19 protein-coding genes are annotated in these 24,000 nt (G+C 71.8%); 10 read left to right on the forward strand and 9 right to left on the reverse strand.

What is annotated here, in order from left to right:
* Positions 1–28: 28 nt before the first annotated feature.
* Together ACIOMQ_RS03510 and ACIOMQ_RS03515 are read right to left on the reverse strand one after the other, a co-directional pair.
* A complete protein-coding gene (locus tag ACIOMQ_RS03510) occupies positions 29–1,864 on the reverse strand; it encodes a serine/threonine-protein kinase (RefSeq protein WP_401753645.1) in 1,836 nt (611 codons plus the stop codon).
* 395 nt (positions 1,865–2,259) lie between these two features.
* The gene (locus tag ACIOMQ_RS03515; protein ID WP_362195665.1) at positions 2,260–3,138 is read right to left on the reverse strand and encodes a menaquinone biosynthesis protein; all 879 of its coding nucleotides are present in this window, start codon (positions 3,136–3,138) and stop codon (positions 2,260–2,262) included.
* Positions 3,139–3,515: 377 nt separating this feature from the next.
* Between ACIOMQ_RS03515 and ACIOMQ_RS03520 the strand changes: the two genes are divergently transcribed.
* On the forward strand, positions 3,516–3,719 hold the full coding sequence (locus ACIOMQ_RS03520) for a cold-shock protein (protein WP_003967102.1): 204 nt from the start codon (positions 3,516–3,518) through the stop codon (positions 3,717–3,719).
* A gap of 175 nt (positions 3,720–3,894) precedes the next feature.
* Entirely contained in the window at positions 3,895–4,722 is an 828-nt protein-coding gene (locus ACIOMQ_RS03525; RefSeq protein ID WP_362195662.1) for a MerR family transcriptional regulator, read from the forward strand.
* A gap of 359 nt (positions 4,723–5,081) precedes the next feature.
* On the opposite strand, the gene ACIOMQ_RS03530 is transcribed toward ACIOMQ_RS03525, so the two are convergent.
* Complete coding sequence (locus ACIOMQ_RS03530) at positions 5,082–6,314, reverse strand: amidohydrolase family protein (RefSeq protein WP_362195659.1); 1,233 nt, start codon at positions 6,312–6,314, stop codon at positions 5,082–5,084.
* 262 nt (positions 6,315–6,576) lie between these two features.
* On the opposite strand from ACIOMQ_RS03530, the gene ACIOMQ_RS03535 reads away from it, so the two are divergent.
* On the forward strand, positions 6,577–9,537 hold the full coding sequence (locus ACIOMQ_RS03535) for a BTAD domain-containing putative transcriptional regulator (RefSeq protein ID WP_362195656.1): 2,961 nt from the start codon (positions 6,577–6,579) through the stop codon (positions 9,535–9,537).
* A 219-nt stretch (positions 9,538–9,756) separates the two neighbouring features.
* A complete protein-coding gene (locus tag ACIOMQ_RS03540) occupies positions 9,757–9,969 on the forward strand; it encodes a hypothetical protein (RefSeq protein ID WP_362195653.1) in 213 nt (70 codons plus the stop codon).
* A 375-nt stretch (positions 9,970–10,344) separates the two neighbouring features.
* Here ACIOMQ_RS03540 and ACIOMQ_RS03545 read toward each other — a convergent pair whose 3' ends face one another.
* Positions 10,345–11,904 (reverse strand): FadD3 family acyl-CoA ligase, encoded by a 1,560-nt coding sequence (locus ACIOMQ_RS03545; protein WP_401263129.1) that lies wholly within the window; start codon positions 11,902–11,904, stop codon positions 10,345–10,347.
* Between the two features lie 92 nt (positions 11,905–11,996).
* Between ACIOMQ_RS03545 and ACIOMQ_RS03550 the strand changes: the two genes are divergently transcribed.
* Genes ACIOMQ_RS03550 through ACIOMQ_RS03560 form a run of 3 tightly spaced genes read left to right on the forward strand, consistent with a single transcriptional unit; the run spans position 11,997 to position 14,374 of the window.
* The gene (locus tag ACIOMQ_RS03550; protein WP_401263476.1) at positions 11,997–13,145 is read left to right on the forward strand and encodes a lipid-transfer protein; all 1,149 of its coding nucleotides are present in this window, start codon (positions 11,997–11,999) and stop codon (positions 13,143–13,145) included.
* A gap of 8 nt (positions 13,146–13,153) precedes the next feature.
* Positions 13,154–13,594 (forward strand): Zn-ribbon domain-containing OB-fold protein, encoded by a 441-nt coding sequence (locus ACIOMQ_RS03555; RefSeq protein ID WP_389791557.1) that lies wholly within the window; start codon positions 13,154–13,156, stop codon positions 13,592–13,594.
* Positions 13,595–13,600: 6 nt separating this feature from the next.
* Complete coding sequence (locus ACIOMQ_RS03560) at positions 13,601–14,374, forward strand: enoyl-CoA hydratase/isomerase family protein (RefSeq protein ID WP_362195645.1); 774 nt, start codon at positions 13,601–13,603, stop codon at positions 14,372–14,374.
* Positions 14,375–14,443: 69 nt separating this feature from the next.
* On the opposite strand, the gene ACIOMQ_RS03565 is transcribed toward ACIOMQ_RS03560, so the two are convergent.
* The gene (locus ACIOMQ_RS03565; protein WP_401263126.1) at positions 14,444–14,995 is read right to left on the reverse strand and encodes a hypothetical protein; all 552 of its coding nucleotides are present in this window, start codon (positions 14,993–14,995) and stop codon (positions 14,444–14,446) included.
* Positions 14,996–15,218: 223 nt separating this feature from the next.
* On the opposite strand from ACIOMQ_RS03565, the gene ACIOMQ_RS03570 reads away from it, so the two are divergent.
* Positions 15,219–15,890: a hypothetical protein gene (locus tag ACIOMQ_RS03570; protein WP_402187933.1), complete on the forward strand. Its 672-nt coding sequence runs from the start codon at positions 15,219–15,221 to the stop codon at positions 15,888–15,890.
* A gap of 137 nt (positions 15,891–16,027) precedes the next feature.
* Here ACIOMQ_RS03570 and ACIOMQ_RS03575 read toward each other — a convergent pair whose 3' ends face one another.
* Positions 16,028–18,418, reverse strand: coding sequence for a serine/threonine-protein kinase (locus ACIOMQ_RS03575; RefSeq protein WP_362195639.1), 2,391 nt, complete (start codon positions 18,416–18,418; stop codon positions 16,028–16,030).
* A 160-nt stretch (positions 18,419–18,578) separates the two neighbouring features.
* Complete coding sequence (locus ACIOMQ_RS03580) at positions 18,579–19,472, reverse strand: VOC family protein (protein WP_402187734.1); 894 nt, start codon at positions 19,470–19,472, stop codon at positions 18,579–18,581.
* Positions 19,473–19,792: 320 nt separating this feature from the next.
* Between ACIOMQ_RS03580 and ACIOMQ_RS03585 the strand changes: the two genes are divergently transcribed.
* Positions 19,793–20,440, forward strand: a complete 648-nt coding sequence (locus tag ACIOMQ_RS03585) for a TetR family transcriptional regulator (RefSeq protein WP_362195632.1) — start codon at positions 19,793–19,795, stop codon at positions 20,438–20,440.
* A 323-nt stretch (positions 20,441–20,763) separates the two neighbouring features.
* Here ACIOMQ_RS03585 and ACIOMQ_RS03590 read toward each other — a convergent pair whose 3' ends face one another.
* Positions 20,764–21,294, reverse strand: a complete 531-nt coding sequence (locus ACIOMQ_RS03590) for a nitroreductase family deazaflavin-dependent oxidoreductase (protein ID WP_401263124.1) — start codon at positions 21,292–21,294, stop codon at positions 20,764–20,766.
* Complete coding sequence (locus ACIOMQ_RS03595; protein ID WP_362195626.1) at positions 21,294–22,541, reverse strand: acyl-CoA dehydrogenase family protein; 1,248 nt, start codon at positions 22,539–22,541, stop codon at positions 21,294–21,296. The genes ACIOMQ_RS03590 and ACIOMQ_RS03595 overlap by 1 nt, the downstream gene beginning before the upstream one ends.
* A gap of 262 nt (positions 22,542–22,803) precedes the next feature.
* On the opposite strand from ACIOMQ_RS03595, the gene ACIOMQ_RS03600 reads away from it, so the two are divergent.
* Positions 22,804–23,973 carry a thiolase C-terminal domain-containing protein gene (locus tag ACIOMQ_RS03600; RefSeq protein ID WP_401937068.1) on the forward strand — a complete coding sequence of 390 codons (1,170 nt, stop codon included), beginning with the start codon at positions 22,804–22,806 and terminating at the stop codon, positions 23,971–23,973.
* The last annotated feature ends 27 nt before the right edge of the window (positions 23,974–24,000 follow it).

Raw genomic sequence — 24,000 nt, forward strand, 5'->3', positions numbered from 1 at the left:
GTTCACCCTACGCCAGCGCCTGTCGGAGTCAGCTGCCGGACCGGCTGAGCGTGCCGTACGGGAGTCCCGCGGCCCTCTCCTCGGACCGGAAACCGAGGGTCCCGTCGGCGGCGCGTGTGAAGTGGACATCGGTGGTGGTGGACGTACAGAGGGTCGGGTCGCTGGGGCGCGTGGGGTCGGCACGTTCGCGGAGCGCCAGTTCCTGCTCCGTACCGGAGGAGAGGCGGGCGACGCTGTTGCAGCGGACCGTCAGCCCGAGGGCGGAGACCTCCGTGGTCATACGGACCACGTCCGCGCCCTTCTTCCCGGCGGTGAACACGGCGGTGAGCGTGCCGTGCGACTGCCCGGTGGTCTTCTCGGTGAGCGGGCCCTTCCAGGTACCGATGAACTCCTTCGGGACCTCGGTGACCTGGTCCGTGCCACCGGCGCCACCCGTGCCCGAGTCCGAGTCCGAGGGGCGCGGGGATCCCGTGGGGGGCGTGGCGCCCGGTGTGCGGACACCGTCGCCGTGCCCGGCGGTGTTCCGGTCGCGGCCGCCCGGCATCAGGTCGAAGAGGTACGCGCTGCCCACGGTCACGGCGGCGAGCGCGCCCGCCACGGCGAGGGCGACGGTGCAGCTCAGCCGCCGGCCGCGGTGCGCATCGGGGCGGGGCGGGCCGGAGTCCGCGCCGACGGTGGCGGAGAAACGGTGCTCCGATGCCCGTTGCCCGGACGCCCCGGCCGGCCCGAATGATCCCGTCGCCCCGGCCGCGTCGGCCGCCCCGGCGGTCGCGGGCCAGGAGGGCGGCGCGTTCGGCCGGGGTGGCCGGGTCGGTTCGTGCCACGGGGACGGCTCGAACGGTGGGCCGAATCCACCGCCCGCACCGCCCCCGCCGTGCGGGCCGTTCCCGCCCTCCGCACGGTGGGGACCGTGGGTGCCCCACGCCGCACCGCTGAACGGCACCGGCCCCGACTGCACCGGCGCGTCCTGCGGCTCCAGGTCCAGCAGCGCGACCGCCGCCCGGCTGACCTCGCGCACCAGGGGGCCGGGCAGCCAGCCCGCCGCCACCAGCGCGGCCGCTCCGCCCGGCGCCAGCTGCCGGGCCAGCTCCGTCGGCGTCGGCCGGTCCTCCGGATCCTTCTCCAGGCACCCGGCGACGATGTCCCGCAGCTCCCCGTCCAGCTCTCCCAGCTCGGGCTCCTCGTGCACCACCTTGTAGAGCAGTACGGCCGAGGAGTCGCCGAGGAAGGGGGCGGCACCGGTCGCCGCGTACGCGAGCACCGCGCCGAGCGAGAAGACGTCGGCCGCGCCCGAGATCTCCACACCCCGGATCTGCTCCGGTGCCATGTACCCGGGCGAGCCGACCGAGACCCCGGTGGAGGTGAGCGAGGCGGTGGCACCGATGGCGTGGGCGATGCCGAAGTCGATGAGCCGGGGGCCGTCGAGGGCGAGCAGCACGTTGGACGGCTTCACGTCACGGTGGATGACGCCCTGTGCGTGCACCGCCGCGAGGGCCTCCCCCAGTCCGGCGCCCAGCGTCCGTACCGCGTGCTCGGGCAGCGGCCCGTGCTCGGCGACCGCGGCGGAGAGCGGTGGCCCGGCCACGTAGCCGGTGGCGACCCACGGAATGGGCGCATCCGGGTCGGCGTCCAGGACCGGCGCCGTCCACTGCGCCCCGATCCGCCGGGCCGCGTCCACTTCGCGCCGGAAGCGAGCCCGGAACTGCTCGTCGAGGGCGAAGTGGGGGTGCACGACCTTGACCGCGACGGTGCGTCCGCCCGCGCTGCGCCCCAGATACACCCGGCCCATGCCGCCCGCACCGAGCCTGCCGAGCAATCGGTAGGCACCGATGGTCAGCGGTTCTCCGGCTTCCAGCGGCTGCATATGTGGACTCCCCCTGTGGACCGGCCGGACCTCCGACCGAAGCCTAGGGGGCGAAGGTCATCGGGTCACAGAGGAAACCATCCGCCGATTTCACCCCCAAGGGAACGAACAACGGCTTTCGACACAACAAAAGGCGTGAATGCGTCGTTCACCCGAGCGATTCCGGTACACGACCGGGACTCACCTCGGACACCATCCGGGAATCGACTATTCGACGCGTATTAACCCGAATCGATTCGATAGCCGGGCCGGGAGAAGGCCGGAGAAGGAGAAGGACCGGGAGAAGGGGCGGGAAGCGATATCCGCCCCGGAAGTACGGGATTCACCTATACCCCGGCCCATTCCCTCGTCCGGTGCGCCGGCGAGCGCCCTGCCCCGCCTCGCCCCGTCGCGCGTCAGCCGCCGAGCAGTTCGACCTTCACGTCCGCCGGAAAGCCGGTCGTCGGACCGACCCGGCGCGCGAACTCCCGTACGCCCGCCAGCTGGTCCGGGCCGAAGCGGAAGTCCAGGGTCGTGAAGTACCGCTCCAGCACCTCCGCGTCGAAGGCCTCCCAGCGCGCCGCCTGCTCCGCGACCTTGGTGACCTCCTCCAGGGAGACGTCCCGCGAGGCCAGGAACGCCTCGTGCACCTTGCCCACATGGTGGGGCTCGGCCGCCAGGTAGTCCCTGCGGGCCGCCCAGACCGCGAAGACGAACGGCAGCCCCGTCCAGTCCTTCCACATCTGGCCCAGGTCGTGGACCTGGAGGCCGAGCCGGGGCGCGTCGTGCAGGTTGGCGCGCAGCGCGGCGTCGCCGATCAGCACGGCGGCGTCCGCCTCCTGCATCATCACGCCGAGGTCCGGCGGGCAGGTGTAGTAGTCCGGGCTGACCCCGTACCGCTCGGCGAGCAGCAGCTGGGCCAGGCGCACGGAGGTGCGCGAGGTGGAGCCGAGCGCGACCCGGGCCCGGTCCAGCTGGTCCAGCGGCACCTGCGACACGATCACGCACGACATGACGGACCCGTCGCAGCCCACCGCGATGTCCGGGAAGGCGACCAGGTCGTCGGCGTTGCGGAGGAACTCGACCAGCGTGATGGGGCCGATGTCCAGATCCCCCCTGACCAGCTGCTCACTGAGCCTCTCCGGGGTGTCCTTCGAGAGCTCCAGGTCGAGCAGGGTTCCGGTTCTCGCCAGCCCCCAGTACAGGGGAAGGCAGTTCAGGAACTGGATGTGGCCGACGCGCGGCCTGCTGCGACGGTCGTCGCCTGCGACGGTTGAGACGGTTGAATTGTCCACATCGGGAGGCTAGACCCGTGGTGCCGTCCGGGCGGCACCGGGTACGCGCGGTGTCGCCCCCGCGCCTCCCCCGTGGCCGCCCCCGGGGAGCCCGCCGAAGCCTTGCCGTACCCCGTGAAGACGCCTCCGCGACGCCTTCACGACACCCTCCGGGACAGCCACTTCGTCAGGTCGTCGCCACGTCAATCAAACATCCGGGTGAAGTGATCTTTCCCTCTACCCTTCCCTACACGCTGCGTGCTAGGCTCGACGCAAGTTGCAGTTTGGTTTCCCTTGCAGTACAGAGCCTGCGGAGCATGTAACCCGCAGGCTTTTGTAGTTTTCAGACTTCTTTGCAGGTTCTGGAGCAGGGCAACCCTTTGGCCCAAGGAGGGCTTATGGCTACCGGAACCGTCAAGTGGTTCAACGCTGAAAAGGGCTTCGGCTTCATCGCCCAGGACGGCGGCGGCCCGGATGTCTTCGTTCACTACTCCGCGATCAACGCGTCCGGGTTCCGCTCCCTCGAGGAGAACCAGGTCGTGAACTTCGACGTCACTCAGGGACCCAAGGGTCCGCAGGCTGAGAACGTCACCCCGGCCTAGTTGCCCGGGTCGGCCGATCGCGGCCGGCTAGCAGTACCCAAGGAGCCCCGCTCCTCCGCTTCGGCGGGGAACGGGGCTCCTGCCTTTTCCGGAAAGCGGGCGCCGGGGCGCTTCGGCGCCACGACACCGCGGCGCTTGACCTTGACACCGTGTGAAGCAGTGCAGTGGAGCCATCATGTTCACCATCGGAGACTTCGCCCGGTACGGACGGGTGTCGGCCCGGATGCTGCGCCACTACGACGCCATCGGGCTCCTGCACCCCGACCGCACCGACCCTGCCACCGGCTACCGCTTCTACGGCGCCGCCCAGCTCGCCCGTCTCAACCGGATCATCGCTCTCAAGGACCTCGGCTTCACGCTCCAGCAGGTGCGGGCCATCCTCGACGAGCAGGTGGGGACGGAGGAGCTGCGCGGGATGCTGCGGCTGCGGCGGGCGGAGCTGGAGGAGGCCATGGCGGCGGCAGCCGCGCGGCTCGCGCAGGTCGAGGCGAGGCTCCGGTCGATCGAGAGCGAGGGACACATGTCTGCGGACGATGTGGTGGTCAAGAACGTCGCAGCGGTACGGGTCGCCGAGTTGACCGGCACCGCGGCGGGCTTCGAACCGGAGGACATCACTCCGGTGATCGGCCCGCTGTACGACCGGCTCTTCCCGCTGCTGGGCACGGTGGGCGTCAGCCCGAGCGGCCCCGGGATCGCGCACTACGAGGATGCCCCGGAGGGCGGCGGTGCGGTCGTCGTCCACGCCGGAGTGACGGTCTCCGCCCCGCTGGGCCCGCTCGGGGACACCGGGATCACGGTGGTCGAGCTGCCCCCGTTCGAGGCGGCGACCGCGGTGCACCGGGGCTCGATGGACGGCGTGCTGCCGACGGCCCAGGCCCTGGCCCGCTGGATCGACGCCAACGGCTACCGGTCCGCGGGGTACGCCCGTGAGGTCAGCCTGGAGTGCCCCGAGGACCAGGAGAAGTGGGTGACGGAACTCCAGGAGCCGGTCACCAGGGTCTGACCCTCCCAAGGTCCCGCAGGTCGGAAAAGAACGTGACACCTCGGCCTCCGGGTGTCACGTTCTTCCGCACCGCACCGCACCGTCACCTCTGACCGGCCGAGGCCGAGAACCCACACACCGAAAGGAACGTGACACCTCGGCCTCCGGGTGTCACGTTCTTCCGCACCGCACCGCACCGCACCGTCACCTCCGACCGGCCGAGGCCGAGAACCCACACACCGAAAGGAACGTGACACCCCACCCCCCGGATGTCACGTCCTTCGCACCCCACCGTCACCTCCGGCCAACCGAGGCCGAGAACCCACACACCGAAAGGAACGTGACACCCCACCCCCCGGATGTCACGTCCTTCGCACCCCCTATCGCCCTCCCCCGGGCCCCGCCCAGAGCCCGTCGTCCGTCAGCCCGAGCAGTTCGATCGCGTTGCGGCGCACGATCCGGTCCACGACATCAGCGGCCAGATGCCCCATCTGCGCCTCGCCGACCTCGCGCGACTTGGGCCAGGTGGAGTCGGAGTGCGGGTAGTCCGTCTCGTACAGGACGTTCCCGACGCCGATCGCGTCCAGGTTCCTCAGCCCGAAGGCATCGTCGAAGAAGCAGCCGTAGACGTGTTCGGCGAACAGCTCGGACGGCGGACGGTGGACCTTGTCGGCGACACCGCCCCAGGCCCGGTTCTCCTCCCAGACGACGTCGGCGCGTTCCAGGATGTACGGAATCCAGCCGATCTGACCCTCCGCGTACATGATCCGGAGGTTCGGGAAGCGTTCGAACTTGCCGCTCATCAGCCAGTCGACCATGGAGAAGCAGCAGTTGGCGAAGGTGATGGTGGACCCGACGGCGGGCGGGGCGTCGGCCGACGTGGACGGCATCTTCGAGGACGAGCCGATGTGCATCGCGATCACCGTGCCCGTCTCGTCACAGGCCCGCAGGAACGGATCCCACTCGTCCGTGTGAATGGACGGCAGCCCGAGATGCGGAGGTATTTCGGAGAACGCCACCGCGCGCACACCGCGCGCCGCGTTCCGGCGGACCTCGTCCGCGGCCAGCCGGGCGTCCCAGAGCGGGATCAGGGTGAGCGGGATGAGCCGGCCCCGCGCCTCGGGGCCGCACCACTCCTCCACCATCCAGTCGTTGTACGCCCGCACCCCGAGCAGCCCCAGCTCGCGATCCTTCGCTTCGGTGAAGGTCTGACCGCAGAAGCGCGGGAAGGTGGGGAAGCAGAGGGCGGACTGGACGTGGTTGACGTCCATGTCGGCGAGCCGGTCGGGGACCGAGAACGAGCCCGGACGCATCTGCTCGTACGTGATGACCTCAAGTCTGATCTCGTCCCGGTCGTAGCCGACCGAGGTGTCGAGCCGGGTGAGCGGGCGGTGCAGATCCTCGTACACCCACCAGTCGCCGACCGGCCCGTCGTCGCCCTTCGCACCCATTACGGGCGCGAACTTGCCGCCCATGAAGGTCATTTCCTTGAGCGGTGCGCGAACGATCCGCGGGCCGCGGTCGAGGTACTTGGACGGGAGCCGGTCCCGCCAGACATGAGCGGGCTCCACCGTGTGGTCGTCCACCGAGATGATCTTCGGGAAGGTCTCCATGCCTTCCACGGTAGCGTCGATCTGACGAACCGTCAGCTATCCGTACCCGTTCCCGCCCCGCAATCGTTGTCGAGGGCTTGTGCAGAGAGTCACCCACTGCTGACGTGTACGCCCCTGACAAGGCAGACTGTTGAGCGCGATACCAGCGGTACCGAGCAATCCGGATCCACCCACCCCGACCGGCACAGGGGCGGGCAATCCGAAACAGACAGCACCAGCACGATCGGCAGGACCGGCGGGGCGAGCAGGGCAGGGGGCAGCAATGGACCGTGACAACGGGCCGCGCATGCATGTTCCGGAGCAGCGCGCTCCGCAACAGCGATCGGCCGGCGGCGCCGATCTGCGCTTTTCCGTGCTCGGCCCGGTACGGGCCTGGCGGGGCGGCGAGGCGCTGCCGTCCGGCTCGCCGCAGCAGCGCGCCCTGCTGACCGCGCTGCTCCTGCGCGGCGGCCGCACGGCCACCGCCTCCGAACTCATCGACGCCATCTGGGGCGACGACCCGCCCTCGCAGGCGCTCGCCGCCGTACGCACGTACGCCTCCCGGCTCCGGAAGGTCCTCGACCCGCAGACGCTGGTCAGCGACGCCGGTGGGTACGCGATCCGGACCAGGCGCGACGCCCTCGACCTGACCACGGCCCAGGAGCTGGCGGCGGAGGCGGAGAAGGCCCGGGCCGGCGGTGACCGCGGCCAGGCCCGCACCCTCTTCAACAAGGCACTCGGCCTGTGGGACGGCGAGGTCCTGGCCTCCGTGCCCGGCCCGTACGCCGAGAATCAGCGCACTCGGCTGGAGGAATGGCGGCTCCAGCTCACCGAGACCCGTCTGGACCTGGACCTGGAGGTCGGCTGCCACGCGGAGGCGGTCTCCGAACTGACCGCGCTCACCGCCGCGCACCCGTTGCGTGAACGGCTGCGCGAACTCCTCATGGTCGCCCTGTACCGCAGCGGCCGCCAGGCGGAGGCGCTCGCGGTGTACGCGGACACCCGTCGGCTGCTCGCCGACGAACTGGGCGTCGACCCGCGCCCCGAGCTCTCCCAGCTCCAGCAGCGCATCCTGCAGGCCGACGAGGAGCTGGCCCGCCCGGCCGACGAACCGGCCCCGGCCCCCGCACCGATGCGCCCCGCCCAGCTCCCGGCCACCGTCCCGGACTTCACCGGCCGCGCCTCCTTCGTACGCGAGCTGGGCGACCGGCTGGCGACCGCCGAAGGTTCGGTCATGGCCGTCTCGGCACTGGCCGGCATCGGCGGTGTCGGCAAGACGACCCTCGCCGTGCACGTCGCCCACCAGGCGCGCCAGCACTTCCCGGACGGCCAGCTGTACGTGGACCTCCAGGGTGCCGGCGCACGCGCCGCCGACCCGGAGACGGTCCTCGGCGCCTTCCTGCGCGCCCTGGGCACGGCGGACACGGCGATCCCGGACTCCCTGGACGAACGTGCCGCGCTCTACCGGTCCGCGCTCGACGGCCGCCGCATACTGGTCCTCCTCGACAACGCCCACGACGCGGCCCAGATCCGCCCCCTCCTCCCCGGCACCGCGGGCTGCGCGGCCCTGGTCACCAGCCGCGTCCGCATGGTCGACCTGGCCGGCGCCCACCTGGTCGACCTGGACGTGATGTCGCCGGAGGAGGCGCTTCAGCTCTTCACCCGCATCGTGGGCGAGGAGCGCATCAACTCAGAGCGCGAGGCCGCCCTGGACGTGGTCGCCGCCTGCGGCTTCCTCCCCCTGGCCATCCGCATCGCAGCCTCGCGCCTGGCCGCCCGCCGTACCTGGACGGTCTCCGTCCTGGCCGCCAAACTCGCCGACGAACGCCGCCGCCTGGACGAACTCCAGGCCGGCGACCTCGCGGTGAAGGCCACCTTCGAACTCGGCTACGGCCAGCTGGAGCCCGCCCAGGCCCGCGCCTTCCGCCTCCTCGGCCTGGCCGACGGCCCCGACATCTCCCTGGCCGCGGCGGCGGCCCTGCTCAACCTGGAGGCCCACACGGCGGAGGACCTGCTGGAGGCCCTGGTCGACACCAGCCTCCTGGAGTCGGCCGCCGCGGGCCGCTACCGCTACCACGACCTGGTGCGCCTCTACGCGCGTTCCTGCGCCGAACGGGACGAACAGTCACCGGAGGAGCGCGAGTCCGCGCTGTCGCGGCTGCTGGACTTCTATCTGGCGACGGCGGCGGGGGTGTACGCGCTGGAGCGGCCGGGGGATCGCGCTGTCGCCCACCTGGTGGCCACCGAGTACCCGGGGCTCGAATTCACCGACGGGCACGAAGCGGTGGACTGGCTGTACGTCGAGGCCGATTCGCTGCTCGCCTGCGCCCATCAGAGCGCTTCGCGCGGGATGCTGCGGCGGGCCGTCGATCTGCTGTGCGCAGCCAAGGACCTGGCGGAGTCGGGGGCGAACTCACGTCAGTACGAGGCCACGGGCGCAGCCCTGCGCGACGCGGCGAAGGCCGCCGACGACCCTCGCTCCGAGGCGCGGGCCCGCGCTTCGCTGTCGACCGTCTACCTCGTCTCCGGCCGTTTCGCGCTGGCCGACGAGGAAGCTCTGCACGCGATGGCCCTGGCCAAGAGCACCAAGGACCCGATCCCCGCGTGCTGGGCACCCAACGACCGCGGAATCATCGCGTTCTACCAGGGCCGGCACGCGGAGGGCGAGAAGTTCCTCCAAGAGGCCATAGACAACTACCGCGCGGACGGGAACCTGGTCGGCGAGGCGTCGGCGCTGTGCAACCTCTCGCGCATCCACGTGAACATGAACCGCACGGCGAGCGCGGTGGAACTTGCCCAGCGGGGCACAGCCATCTTCGACGAAATGGGGCTGAGCCTGCGCACGGCCAACGGCCGTTTCGCGCTGGGCATCGCACTCACTCAGGCCGGAAGGCCGGGTGAGGCTCTGAAGGAGCTCGACGAAGCACTGCATGTGTTCCAGGGGAACCGGCAACGGCTCTGGGAAGGTTCGACCCATTACCGCATGGCGGAAGCGCATCTGGCCGACAGGCGCCCCGCGCAGGCGGCCCAGCACGCGGAACAGGCACTGGCTCTGCGTGTCATCGGAGGCGAATGGATGCGGGGCAACGTCCTGATTACTTTGGGACACGCCCTCGAACGCCTCGGCCAGATCGACCGGGCACATGCATGCTGGACCGAGGCGCTGGCCATCCACGAGCAGTTCGGGGCCGCTGAGGCGGACGAGGTACGGGCCCTCCTCGCCCCGGTCAGCACCACTGCCTGAGCCACCGCCACCGGCGGCGAACCGTCGGCGTTCATCGAACGTTTATCGCCACTCGTCAGTCTTTAGCCCATCGATCCGTCGCGTCGGGGGGCAGGCGGGTTGCACGGGGGACCACACCGCTAGGGTGAACGGCCCTGATACGCCCGTCCGGCGGCCCACGGGGGAGTCGCCGGACGGGCATTGCCGACAAGCAAGCAAGATCTCTGGGAGTTGACAGGCATGAGCGACGCACTGAAGCCCAAGACTGGTGCCGCAACCACGCAGGAGAACCACGCCGGCAGCCCGAGCAGTGGTGACGGCACCGTCAAGCCGCTGGAGAACCACGCGGGCAGCGTGAGCGAAGACGTCACGACTCTGGAGAACCACGCCGGCAGCACGCCGAAGGACCTTCTCAGGACGCAGGAGAACCACGCGGGCTCCGAGAAGGCATAAAAGCCTCACTGGGCGGGGGAGCGGCCGCGGCGGCGCGGAGGGGGAGCCGTCGCGGCCGTCGCACGTCCGCGGAGAGGGCCCGAGCCGATGGCTCGGGCCCTCTCCCGTACCCGTACCGCACGGTTTCCGGCCCAGGGGCTCACCACCGACCCCACTCGCGGCCTCGCGCGCACGGAGCCCCCGGGCCCGCCGCACCTCGCCGCGGCACAGGAACCGGGATCGGAACCGGCACAGGACCCGGACCGGGACCGGGACCGGGACCGGACCGGGACCGGGACCGGCTCTCGTCGCCTTCGTCGTGTACGACGAACAGCCCGCCGGATCCGCACCGGTCGCCGGGGCCGCTCGTCGAGCGCCCCAGGACGGTCCGGCCCGTCAGGCCCCCCTCCCCCGCAGCTCCCCCTTCAGCACCTTGCCGCCGGCATTGCGCGGCAGTCCGTTCACGAACTCCACCGCCCGCGGGACCTTGTAGTTCGCCATCTCCCGCCTCGACCAGGCGATCAGGTCGTCGGCCGTCACCGTCGCGCCGGGCCTGCGGACCACGTACGCCTTGCCGACCTCGCCCAGGCGGGGGTCCGGGACACCGATCACCGCCACGTCGGCCACGTCCGGGTGCAGGCCGAGGAGTTGTTCGATCTCGGCGGGGTACGCGTTGAAGCCGCCGACGATGAACATGTCCTTGATCCGGTCGGTGATGCGGAGATTGCCGTCCTCGTCGAGGACGCCCACGTCGCCCGTGTGGAGCCAGCCGTCGGCGGTGATCGCGGCGGCCGTGGTCTCCGGGTCCTCGAAGTAGCCCCGCATCACGTTGAAGCCGCGGACCAGCACCTCGCCGGGGGTGCCGGGTGCGGCCAGGACGCGGAGTTCCGTGCCGGGGATCGCCCGGCCGGACGTCGCGGCGATCGTCCGCGCGGGGTCGCCGCGTCGGCACATCGTGACGATGCCGCTCGCCTCGGAGAGGCCGTACGCGGTGAGGACCGTCGCTATGCCGAGCTCCGTGCGCAGGCGTTCCACCAGTTGCAGCGGGACCACCGCCGCGCCCGTCACGACCAGGCGGAGGGCGGAGAGGTCGTGGGCGTCGCGGGCCGGGTGGTCCAGGAGGGACTGGTGGAGGGTGGGCGGTCCCGGCAGGACCGAGATGTGTTCGGCGGCGATGTTGGCCAGGACCGTGTCCACGTTGAACACCGGCTGCGGAACCATCGTCGCGCCCCGCATCAGGCACGCGATGATGCCCGCCTTGTAGCCGAAGGTGTGGAAGAAGGGATTCACGATCAGATAGCGGTCGCCCTCGCGCAGATCCGCCAGCTCGCTCCAGATCGCGTAGCAGCGCAGGGTCTGGGCGTGGGTGATGACGGCTCCCTTGGGCCGGCCCGTGGTGCCCGAGGTGTAGATGATGTCGGACGGGGCGGCGGGTTCGACGGCGGCGGCCCGGGTCCGTACCGCCGCGCCGGACACCCCCTCCCCCGCCGCCAGGAAGTCCTTCCAGGTCATGTAGTCGTCGGGGGCGCTGTCCGCCAGCACCACCACCCGTTCCAGGTGCGGGAGGGGCATGTCTGCGCGGCGCAGGGACGCCACGTACGAGGTGCCGAGGAAGGTGCCCGTGACGAAGAGGAGTTTCGCCCGGCTGCGTTGCAGGACGTACGCCGCCTCCGTGCCCTTGAAGCGGGTGTTGAGGGGCACGAGGACCGCTCCGGCCGTGACGGCGCCGAGCGCGGAGACGATCCAGTCCAGGGTGTTCGGGGCCCAGACCGCGACCCGGTCCCCCTGCTGGACGCCCGAGGCCATGCAGGCGGCGGCGGCCCGTTCGACACGGTCGCCGAGTTCGGCGTACGAGATCCGGGTCCGGCCCTCGACGACCGCCTCCCGGTCCCCGTACCGCCGCGCCGCCGCCCGTACCAGCTCGGGGATGCTGCCCCACTCCTCGTCGCCGCGCATCGGCCGCCCTCTCTGACGCAGTAGCTGACTATCCGTCAGATTAGCTGTAGCCTCAGCCGCTGTCAGCAGTCATGGCGGTCTCGGAGGTGGCGGTGGCGGCGCTCAAGGACGCGACGGCGATAGCCGGCATAGGGCAGACGCCCTTCGCGAAGCAACTCCCGGAATCCGAGAAGACCTTGGCCTGCCGGGCCATCGTCGCGGCGCTCGACGACGCGGGCATCGCCGCCTCGGAGGTGGACGCCTTCGCCTCGTACACGATGGAGGAGACCGACGAGGTCGAGATCGCCAAGGCCATCGGGGCGGGCGATGTCACCTTCTTCAGCAAGGTGGGGTACGGGGGCGGCGGTTCGTGCGCGACGCTCGCGCATCTCGCCGCGGCCGTGGCGACCGGGCAGGCGGGCGTCGGTGTCGCCTGGCGGTCGCGGAAGCGGGGTTCGGGGCCCCGGCCCTGGAAGAACACCGCCGTGCAACTGCCCACCCCCGCCCAGTGGACCCGGCCATACGGACTGCTGCGGCCGGCCGACGAGATCGGGATGCTGGCGCGCCGGTACATGCACGAGTACGGGGCGACCCGCGACCATCTCTTCAACGTCGCCCTCGCCTGCCGCAACCGCGCCAACCAGAACCCGGACGCCGTGATGTACGAGCGGCCGCTGACCCGCGACATGTATATGACCTCGCGCTGGATCAGCGAGCCGCTCTGCCTCTTCGACAACTGCCTGGAGACGGACGGCGCGCTGGCCTGCGTCGTCGTCTCGGCGGAGCGGGCCCGCGACTGCCGGCGGAAGCCGGTCTACATCCACTCCGTCGCCCAGGGGCTGCCCGCCCAGCACCACGGCATGGTCAACTACTGGAACGACGATCCGCTCACCGGACCCGCCTGGACGGCCGCCCGGCAGCTGTGGAAGCAGGCCGACTTCGGCCCCGACGACGTGGACGTCGCGCAGATCTACGACGCGTTCACCCCGCTCATCCCGCTCTCCCTGGAGGGCTACGGCTTCTGCGGGCGCGGCGAGGGTGCCGCGTTCACCGAGGGCGGGGCGCTGGAGAGCGGCGGGCGGCTGCCCATCAACACCGGGGGCGGCGGACTCAGCGAGGCGTATGTGCATGGCTTCAACCTCATCAACGAGGGCGTGAAGCAGTTGCGCGGCACCTCCACCGCCCAGGTCCCGGACGCCGCGACGTGCCTGGTCACCGCCGGCGAGGGCGTGCCCACCTCCGCCGTACTGCTGAGGAGTTGAGGAGCGACATGGACGCACTGCTGATGCCCGTCGTGGACGAGGACGGCGCCCCCTTCTGGGAGTACGCGGCCCGCGGCGAACTCCGTGTCCAGGCGTGCGCCGCCCCGAAGTGCGGGCGGCTCCGCTTCCCGCCCCGGCCGTGCTGCCCGCACTGCCAGTCCTTCGCGAGCGAGTGGCGGCCGATGAGCGGGCGCGGCCGCATCTGGTCGTACGTGCTGCCGCATCCGCCGCTGCTGCCCGCGTACGCGGCGCAGGCCCCGTACAACGCCGTCGTGGTCGAGTTGGCCGACGCCCCGGAGATCCGGCTGGTGGGGAATGTGGTGAGCGGTCCGGACGCGCCGCTGGACTCGGTCGATCCGGGGCGGCTGCGGATCGGGGCGCCGGTGCGGGCGGTGTTCTGCCCGGCCGGTTCCGGCGCGACACTGGTGCGCTGGCTGCTGGAGAGGTGATCGGCGATGACGCTGCGGACGGAGACGGACAAGGAGACCGGGGTCGCGCTCGTCACCCTCGACCGGCCCGAGAGGCTCAATGCGATCGACCTGGCGACGGCCGCCGAACTGTCCGCCGCCTGGCGGGCGTTCCGCTTCGACGACGGGGTACGGGCCGTCGTCGTCACCGGTGCGGGCGGCCGGGCCTTCTGTACGGGGATCGACCGGGACGTGGAGGTGCCGCAGCCCTCGTCCCCGTACACGATCGACGATCCGCTGATCGCGATCGGGCCGAAGGCGAACAGCCTGTGGAAGCCGGTGATCGCGGCCGTGGAGGGGATGGCCTGCGGCGGGGCGTTCTATCTGCTGGGCGAGGCGGAGTTCGTGATCGCGTCCGAGGAGGCCACGTTCTTCGACCCGCACACGACGTACGGCATGGTCAGCGCGTACGAGGCGATCTCCATGGCGCAGCGGATGCCGTTCGGCGAGGTGGCCCGGATGTCCCTGATGGGTACGGCCGAGCGGATCACGGCCCGGCGGGCGTACGAGACCGGGCTGGTCAGTGAGGTGACGGCGCCCGGCGAAGCGGTGGAGGCGGCGTTGCGGGCCGCGGGGGTGATCGCCTCGTACCCGACGGAGGGCGTGCAGGGGACGGTGCGGGCGGTGTGGTCCGCGAAGGAGGCGGCCAGGGCACAGGCCATGGCCCATGCCCCGCACCTGATCGCACTCGGGAACCTGCCGCCGGAGCGGCAGGCCGAGCTGTTCCGGGGGCGGGGCGGCAACGAGTTCCGGACGCGCTGACGTCAGTGGCTGAGAGGCCAGTGGTCAAGGCGGGTGGCTGAGGCCGGTACCCGAGGCCGGTAACCGAGGTCAGTAGCTCAGCTCGGCCTCGACCCGGCACTTCTTCACCCGGGAGACCTTGCGCGGGCTGCCCATCCGCACGGAGACGGTCTTGGTCTCGCCGCCCGAGGCGTCCACGTTCGCCTCACCGGTGTCGACGGTGTTGCCCCGCGCGTCGAGGAAGGTCACATCGACCTCGTAGGTGTGCGATCCGGCGGCGTTCGCCGTGAGCCTGACGGTGGAGATGGTGACGGCCTTGCGCTTGCCCTTGCGGGGCTGGGCGCAGCGGAAGACGTACGCCTGGGGCGCGTCCGAGGCGTCGGCGCTCGGGGCCGGCGTCTCGTAGCCGGCGCTGCCGGAGGAGCCGCTCGACGAGCCGTAGTCGTTGTCGTCGTAGTCGTTGTGGTGATAGCTGCCGTTGCTCTTCTTGGAGTTGGAGCAGCCGCCACCGCTGCTGCTGCTGCTCGATCCCCTGCTCTTGCTCTTGCCGCTCCGGCCGCCGTGGCTGGAGGTCGAGAAGCCGGTGAGTGCGAGTACCACCACGACCAGTACCGCGGAAAGCTTTATGTGCTGCCGCATCATCGATGCAGCCCCCCTTGTGTTCTTGTCCGTTGTTCTTGCCCGTTGTTCTTGTCCGTTGTTCTTGCCCGTTGTTCTTGTCCGTCTTTGCTGTTGTCTTGCTGTGGTCGAACGACCGCGCGACACCGTAGCGCAAGGATGCGGGGGGCACAGGCCCGGCGTAGCGTCGAGGGCGGGAGCGGTACAGATCCGTGACGCGGGTCCGCGCACCCGCAGGAGGCCGATGATGATCCGCAATGTCCTCGGCTCGTTCCTCGCTCTCGCGGGAGCGGCGGCGGCCGTGCTGAGCCCCTTCCGTCACTGGTACGACGGCCGTCTCGGGCGCCATTACCGGATCGACGAACTGTTCACCGGTATCACCGGCGGCCGGCCCGGACCACTGAGTTCGGTGCTGCTCGCCTTCCTCTTCGCCGCCCTGCTGGCGGTGATCGGCGTGGTGCTGCGGTCGCGGCTGCTGGTGGCGGCCGCGGGTGTCGTGACGCTCGGGTTCACCGTGCTGTGGATGGTGCGCCAGGGGGAGGCGGCGGGCAGCCTGACGGTCGCGGGCAACGGTTCCGGTCTGCAGTGGGGCGTGGCGTACGCGGCGGGTGGCGCGGTGCTGATGCTGCTGGGTGCGGTGCTGATGTCGGGGCGGCACGGTGATGGGCGCCGCCCTGCCCGCGGGCAGGCCGACGAGCCGTACACCGCGCCCGGTTCGCAGAACCCGGACACGTGGCCGCCGACGCAGGAGCCGGGGCCTTCCGTGCAGACGAGTCCGCTGCCGGAGCCCGAGCCGGACCCGTACACGGGGCCGTCCCCGGTGCGGCGGCCGGAGAGCCGGCCGGAGGACCAGGACACGGCCCCGTATCCCGTCGTACCGGACGAGGGCCCCGCCACGGACCGGCCCCCGCGCCACTGAGGCCTGCGCCGAAGGTCCCGTCCGCCGCTGAGCCCGCGCGCCGGAGGTTCCGTCCGCCGCTGAGGCCCTGCGCGCCGGAGGTTCCGTCCTCGGACGCCGGACGGGCTTGATGCTCGATGCTCGATGGGGGCGAGGCCCTATGCCCGGGGGCGGTTGCCCGTGCCCGTTCCCTTCAGCGCGTCCAGCGCGTACACGCAGCGGTCCTTGCTGCACGCGTACACGACACCGCCCCGGGCCACCGGCGAGCCCGTGATCTCGCCGCCGGTCGCCAGCTTCCAGCGGAGTTGGCCACCCACCGCGTCCAGGGTGTAGAGGACGTGGTCGGCGGAGCCGAAATGGACCCGGCCGTCGGCGACCACCGGGGCCCCCACCACCTCGCCGCCCGCCGCGAACCGCCACTTCGGGGTGCCGGTGACCGCGTCGAGCGTGTACAGCGCGCTGCCGCTGCCGACATGGACGTTCCCGCCCGCCACCAGGACCGGTTCGATCGACTGCCGGGCCTCCGTGGCGATGCGCCAGCGGTCCTTGCCGGTCGCGGCGTCGATCGCGTACACCGTGCCGAGGTAGTCGGCCAGGTACACGCCGCCGCCGGTGACGGCGGGCCCCGGCACGAACGTGGGCGGGGAGAGGAAGACCGCGGGCGACTCGAAGTGCCAGCGGACATGGCCGGACACGGCGTCGACGGCCAGGACCCGGGCTCCCGCGCCGACGTACACGAAGCCGTCCGCCGCCGAGGTCACCCGGACCGGCACACCGCCGCAGGAGGCCGCGTCGCCGATGGGGTACGACCAGCGCTCGACGCCGGTGCGGGCGTCGACGGCACGCAGCCGGGCGTCCTGCCAGAGGTAGACCGTGCCGTCGTGGATGACGGGCCCGGCCTCCGGCGTCTCGAAGTCGGTCTGTACGCCGCCGCTCTCCCACAGCTTCTCGCCCGTGGACGCCTCCCACGCCTGAACGCCGCCGCCCCGGGTTCCGGTGACGACGGTGCCGCGGTCGGCCTTGAGGGAGTACACCCAGGCGTCGGTCTGCAGCCGCCACCGCTCGGCGCCGGTCGCCGCGTCCAGGGCGTACAGCGACGGCCCGTCGGAGGCGTGGATGCGACCGTCCTCGACGGCCATCACCCAGGCCACGTCCCGGGTCTTGAACTGGCGCCGTCCGTTGCCGATGTCCAGGGCATGGACCTCGAACGACGTGACGTAGAGGAGGTCTCCGGCGACGACGGGCGTCCCCCAGACGTCGTTGGACATCCGGAACCGCCAGGGCCGCCAGCGGTCGGGGGCCGGGGGTGCGGCCTCGGGGGCGTGCGCGGGGCCGGGCAGCGGGGCGGGCGGCGCGGCGGGGGCCGTGCCGTTCACCCCGGCGGGCGGGCGGACCCAGCCGGTCGCGGGGCCGGCGTCCGCGGTGGCCGTGCCGGTGGCCCGTGCGTCGTGGGCGCGCGGGCCGGGACCGATCGGCACCTTCGCCCCGGGCAGCCGCACCGGGCCGCCCCCGTCGGGCAGGTGTGCCGGCGCGGCGGCCGGGGGGCGCGGGTCGGTGCCGCTGCGCCAGGCGGTGTCCCGGCCGGTTCCGGGCGGTTGCTGGGGCGGCGGCGGCAACGGGGCCGGTGCGGGCGCGGGAGCCGCGGCCTTGCGGCCTCCGCCGCGGCGCTGCTCGATCATCGCGGTCGCCGAGGTCGGCAGCCAGGCCGAGGCCGTACCGCTGTCGTCGCCGCCGGAGGCGAAGAGGTGCGGGGCGAGCTGGGCCTGGAGATCGGCGGGGGTGGGCCGCAGCCCGGCGTCCATCTGCATGCAGGACTCGATCAGCGGCCGCAGCTCGTCGGGCAGGCCCTCCAGGTCGGGCCCCTCGCGCAGCAGCATGAAGACCGTCTCGACGGGGTTGACGCCGTGGAAGGGCGCGTGCCCGGTGGCGGCGAAGACCAGCGTCGAGCCGAGCGAGAAGACATCGCTGGCGCCGGTGACGCTGCGCGAGTCCCGCGCCTGTTCGGGCGACATGTAGGCGGGCGTGCCGACGGCGACGTTCGTCATGGTCAGCCGGGTGTTGGAGACCCCGGACGCGATCCCGAAGTCGATCACCCGCGGGCCGTCCTCGACGACGAGCACGTTCGACGGCTTCATGTCGCGGTGGACGAGTCCCGCGCCGTGGATCGACTGGAGCGCCTCGGCGATACCGGCGGCCAGCCAGCGCACCGCCTGGGCCGGCATGGGGCCGCACTCGTTCACTATCTCTTCGAGCGAAGGGGCGGGCACATAGGCGGTGGCCAGCCACGGCACGGCGGCCCGGGGGTCGGCGTCCACCACCGCGGCCGTATAGAAGCCGCTGACGGCCCGGGCGGCCTCCACCTCGCGCGTGAAGCGGACCCGGAACAGCTGGTCCTCGGCGAGCTCCGTACGGACCGTCTTGATCGCCACCCGTCGGCCCGAAGCCGAGCGGGCGAGATAGACCAGCCCCATGCCACCGGCCCCGAGCCGTCCCAGCACCTCGAACGGGCCGATCCGTCTCGGGTCGTGCTGCGTCAGCTGCTCCACCACTTGCCCTGCCACCTCCCCGTACGGGCCTCAGGAACAGAAGCCCGCGAAAACCCGCCCTGTACGGCGTCTCACCACTGGGCACCACCCGGCGGTGCGCACCCCGATTGTTCCTGGCTGAGGCTCTGGTTGCGAACCCGGGGGCGGACCGGGGTGTCATAGCTCACTCTGTCGTCTTCCCGGACACAGGGGGCTGAAGTACGGCGAACACGGCACCCTGATCGTCCTGGAGGACCGCCATCCGCCCGTACGGGATGTCGAACGGCGGCGCGGAGATGCGGCCGCCGAGGCGTACGGCGTGTCCGGCGGTGGTGTTGCAGTCCTCGACGGCGAAGTAGCTCAGGAAGTAGCTGGGCATCTCGGCCGGGAAGGCGTCGGTGATGACGCTGCGCCCGCCGATCGCGGTGTCCGGTCCCGGTTCGGTGCCGGCCGGGGACCACATCCGGAAGTCGACCCCGGATTCGTCCGCACCTTCCGCGCCGGACTCGGCGGCACCGGCTGCGGTCGCACCAGCTTCAGCCGCACCGGCTTCGGAAGCGCCGGCTTCGGAAGCGCCCGAGGCGCCCGAGGCACCGAGATCGGTGCCCTGGAAGCCGAAGACCTCCTCGTAGAAGGCGTCGACGCGGTCCTTCTCCCGGGTGTGGACCTCGGTCCAGCAGAAGGAACCCGGTTCGTTCTGCTTCTGGAAGCCCTCGCGGTCACCGGCCTGCCAGAGCCCGAAGACCGCACCGCCGGGGTCGGCCGCCTGGGCGAGCACTCCGGCCCGGCCGGCCCGGACGGGGTCGGTGATCACCTGACCGCCCGCCTCCCTGATACGGGCGACGGACGCGGCGATGTCGTCGGTGGCGAAGTAGACGCCCCAGGCGGTGGGCATACGGCCGTCCTGCTTGGCGGCGAGTGCGGCGACGAGCTTCCCGTCGCTGAGGGCGTCCGCGTACGGACCGTCGCCGGCCCGGAAGGTCCAGCCGAACAGCTCACCGTAGAAACGCTTGCCCGCTTCGAGGTCGGGAAGCTGCACATCCACCCAGCACGGCGCGGATTGCGCGAATGCGGCCATGGGCCCGGGTCCTTCCGTCGCGGTCGTACGCGGTGGTTCACCGTTCGTGGCTGGTGACGCTCGTCACAGCAAACGTAACCGGCGGTGGCATGGGCCGCGCCCCGACCCCTCCACATCGAACTAATTTTCGATAGAGGAGTTCCTTGCCCGCGGCGTCACGGAAAGTTATCCACCGAAGTTATCCACAGGCTGTTGATAAGACTTATTGCCCTGTGGGCCGCATGCGTCGATATCCGGCCACTCCCCCTGCCCCGTCTGCGGCGCTCCCCATTTGCAGTCGGCCGAATCGCGCTCCGATCCCCCCTCGGTAAGCTGACGGCATGACAGGACAAGTGCGCACCGTCGACGGCCGCGTGGCCGGTCGACGCGGACAGGCGACGCGGCAGAAGCTGCTCGACTGCCTCAGCGAGATGCTCAGTTCCTCGCCGTACCGGGACGTCAAAGTCATCGACGTCGCCCGGAAGGCGGGGACTTCACCCGCGACCTTCTACCAATACTTCCCCGACGTCGAGGGCGCCGTCCTCGAAATCGCCGAAGAAATGGCCAAGGAGGGGGCCGGGTTGACCGAACTGGTCGCAGGCCGCTCCTGGGTCGGCAAGGCCGGCTGGCAGACCGCCGAAGAACTCGTCGAGGGATTCCTCGACTTCTGGCGACATCATGACGCGATCCTGCGCGTGGTCGACCTCGGGGCGGCCGAGGGCGACAAGCGGTTCTACAAGATCCGCATGAAGATCCTGAACTCGGTCACCAACTCCCTTACGGATTCGGTGAAGGAGCTCCAGGCCAAGGGCAAGGTCGACAAGGACGTGAGCGCCGCCGCGATGGCGGGCTCGCTGGTCGCGATGCTGGCCGCGGTCGCCTCGCACCAGAAGGGCTTTACGACCTGGGGCGTCAAGCAGGCCGAACTGAGGCCGAATCTCGCACTGTTGGTGCATCTGGGCATCACCGGCAAGAAGCCGACGAAGTAAGGCCGCACCGGGCCCCTTCCCCGCACTGGGCACCGCGCGGCCATTCCGGGCGCCCCAGGTCCTGTCTCACCGACGGCGGACCACGCATGTGGTCCGCCGTCGGTGCACCCGGACCATTCCGGGATCGCCCCGACGGCGGCTCCCACCGACGGTTTTCACACACCGTGCACCGTCTTTGCGCGCACCGCCCGCCCGCACCACCCGCGCACCGCGCACCGTCCTTGCGCGCACCGCCCGCCCGCACCACCCGTGCACCGTCCTTGCGCGCACCGCCCGCCCGCACCACCGCCTCCACGGGCCGTTCCCGCCCGGCGTCCGGGCCGTCAGCTCGCGGCACCGTCCCGCCGCTCCAGCCTGAAGAGCCGGATCTCACGCTCGACCCGCGCCTGGTACGTCGCGTAGGGCGGCCAGAACGTCAACGCCGTCCGCCACACCGCATCCCGTTCCGCGCCCGTCAGCAGCGTGGCGCGCACCGGAATGTCCCGGCCCTGCCAGTTGACGACGGCCTTGTCGGGACCGGCCAGCAGATTCGCGGTCCAGGCCGGGTGCCCCGTCCGGCCGAAGTTGCTGCCCACCAGAATCCAGCTCCGCACCGCCCCGCTGCCCTCCCCGCTCCCCTTTCCGCTCTCCGCCCCGCTCTCCGGCATGCAGGCCAGCGGAGTGGTCCTGGGCTGCCCGCTCCTCGCGCCCGGCACCGTCAGGATCAGCCCGGGGAGCATCCGGGCGCTGAGCAGCACCTTGCCGCGGGTGAGGCGGTGCACCGTACGGTCCATGGCGGGCACGACATGCGGGGCGATCCTCGCGAACGTGCGGGTCGAGGAGACCTTCTGGATCAGCCGGACGCCGGGCGCCATCAGACCGCCACCTGCCCGGCCGGTCCGGAGGCGGCCGGTCCCGGGGCGGCCGGGCAGGTGGCAGCCGGTCCGGGGGCGGCGAAGAGCCCGGCCCGTTGCGCCGCATGGTCGCGGAGCCGGTGGACGGGGCCGAAGAGCAGTTCGTCGGCGGCGGCCCGCTTGAAGTACAGATGCGCCTCGTGTTCCCAGGTGAAGCCGATGCCGCCGTGCAGCTGGACGGCCTCGGCGGCGGTGATACGCAGCGCCTCCAGGGCCTGGGCGAGGGCGAGGCCCGCGGCGGTGGCCGGGTCCCAGGCCGCGTAGTACGTCGCGGAGCGGGCCGCCTGCACCCGTACGTACAGATCCGCGAGGCGGTGCTTCACGGCCTGGAAGGAACCGATCGCCCGGCCGAACTGTTCGCGCGCCTTGACGTATTCGACGGTCCGCTCCAGTGCGCTCGCCGCCGCCCCCACCGCCTCCGCCGCGAGCAGGACGGCGGCCCCGCGCCCGGCCGGGACGAGGGCGCCGGTCACGTCCGCGGTGTCGTCCGCGCCGAGGAGCTCGGCCTCGGTGTCACGGAGTTCCACGCGGGCCAGCGGGCGGGTCTCGTCCAGCGAGGTCCGGCGGGTGCGGACGACTCCGGCCGCCGTGTCCGGGCGGACCAGGAAGAGGAGCGTACGGCTGCGCGGGAAGCCGCCGGTGTGGGCCGCGACCAGGAGAAGCCCTGCACTGTGCCCGTCGAGGACCTGGGCGGCCTCCCCGTACAGCCGCCAGCCCTCCCCGCCGCCGACCGGCCTCGCCTGCACACCGCCCGCCCGTCCACCACCCGCCCAGGCGCCGCCGGTGGGGTCACCGGTGAGGCCGAGCGCGGTGGTGAGCGAGCCGCCGGGGACGGCCAGCGTCGCGGTCAGCCCGCCGGTGGCGACACGCGGCAGCAGGGCGGTGCGCTGGGCCTCGGTGCCGAGTGCGGCGATCAGGGGCGCGGCGAGCGCGGCGGTGGCGATCAGGGGCGACGGCAGCAGGGCGCGGCCGGTCTCCTCACACGCGACGGCGAGCTCGGCGAGGCCGCAGCCGACGCCTCCGTACTCCTCCGGGAGCGCGAGGCCGGGCAGCCCGAGGTCCTGGGCGAGCTGCCGCCACAGGGCCGCGTCGTACCCGTCGGCGGTCCGTACGGCGCTCCGGACGTCGCCGGGGCCGCTGCGTTTGGCGAGCAGTTCGCGCACGGTGCGGCGGATCTCGTCCTGTTCCGCGGTGAAGGCGGCATCCATCGTCGGGCTCCTTCTCCTCAGGGACCTTCGGCCTCTGATCTGACGGTCCGTCATGTTAGGGGTGAATCTTCGAGATGCCCAGAGCCGCGCACCCGGGCAGCCGCCGGCCACTACCCGACGGTCCACCCGGCCACCACCCGACCGCCACCCGGCGGTCCGCCCGGCGGCGCACTCGACGGCCCACCCGACGACCGGCCCGGCGGGGTACTCGACAGCCCACTCGGCGGTCCGCTCCGCGCACATCTGATGTACCGTCAGATTCATGCCTTCTTCCCACCGCAAGGTCGCTGTCGTCGGCATATCCCTCGCCGACTGCGGACGCGTCGACGAGGCCACGCCGTACGCCCTGCACGCGCAGGCCGCCCGCCGGGCACTGGCCGATTCGGGCCTGGACCGGTCCGTCGTCGACGGCTTCGCCTCCGCCGGGCTCGGCACGCTCGCCCCGGTCGAGGTCGCCGAATATCTGGGGCTGAAACCCACCTGGGTCGATTCCACCGCGGTCGGCGGCTCGACCTGGGAGGTGATGGCGGCCCATGCGGCGGACGCCATCGCGGCGGGTCACGCCAATGCCGTACTGCTGGTGTACGGGTCGACGGCACGGGCGGACATCAAGGCGGGCCGCCGGACGTCCAACCTCTCCTTCGGGGCGCGCGGGCCGCTCCAGTTCGAGGTGCCGTACGGGCACTCGCTGATCGCCAAGTACGCGATGGCCGCCCGCCGCCATATGCACGAGTACGGGACGACCCTGGAGCAGCTCGCCGAGGTGGCGGTCCAGGCGCGGGCGAACGCGGCGGCCAACCCGGACGCGATGTTCCGTGACCCGATCACCGTGGACGACGTGCTGTCGGGGCCGATGATCGCGGACCCGTTCACCAAGCTGCACTGCTGCATCCGCAGCGACGGCGGCTGCGCGGTGCTGCTGGCCGCCGAGGAGTACGTACCGGACACGGCGAAGGAACCGGTGTGGATCCTCGGTGCCGGTGAGCACGTCTCGCACTCCACGATGTCCGAGTGGGACGACTTCACGGTCTCCCCCGCGGCGGTCTCCGGCCGGCTGGCGTTCGAACGGGCCGGGGTGCGGCCGGCGGACATCGACCTCGCCGAGATCTACGACGCGTTCACCTACATGACGCTGGTGACCCTGGAGGACCTGGGCTTCTGCGCGAAGGGCGAGGGCGGCGCGTTCGTGGAGAAGGGCCGGACCGGCCTGACGGGCGAGCTGCCGGTCAACACGGACGGCGGGGGCCTGTCCGCCTGCCACCCCGGGATGCGCGGGCTGTTCCTGCTGGTGGAGGCGGTGCGACAGCTGCGCGGTGAGGCGGGCGGGCGCCAGGTGCGCAAGGCCGGCGGCCGGCTGCCGGAGCTGGCGGTGGCATCGGGGACGGGCGGCTGGTTCTGCTCCTCGGGGACGGTGGTGCTGGGGCGGGGATGACGGGCCGGACGGGGAAAGGCCCGAACG

It is taken from the genome of Streptomyces sp. NPDC087845 (genome assembly GCF_044742755.1).
GTDB lineage: Bacteria > Actinomycetota > Actinomycetes > Streptomycetales > Streptomycetaceae > Streptomyces.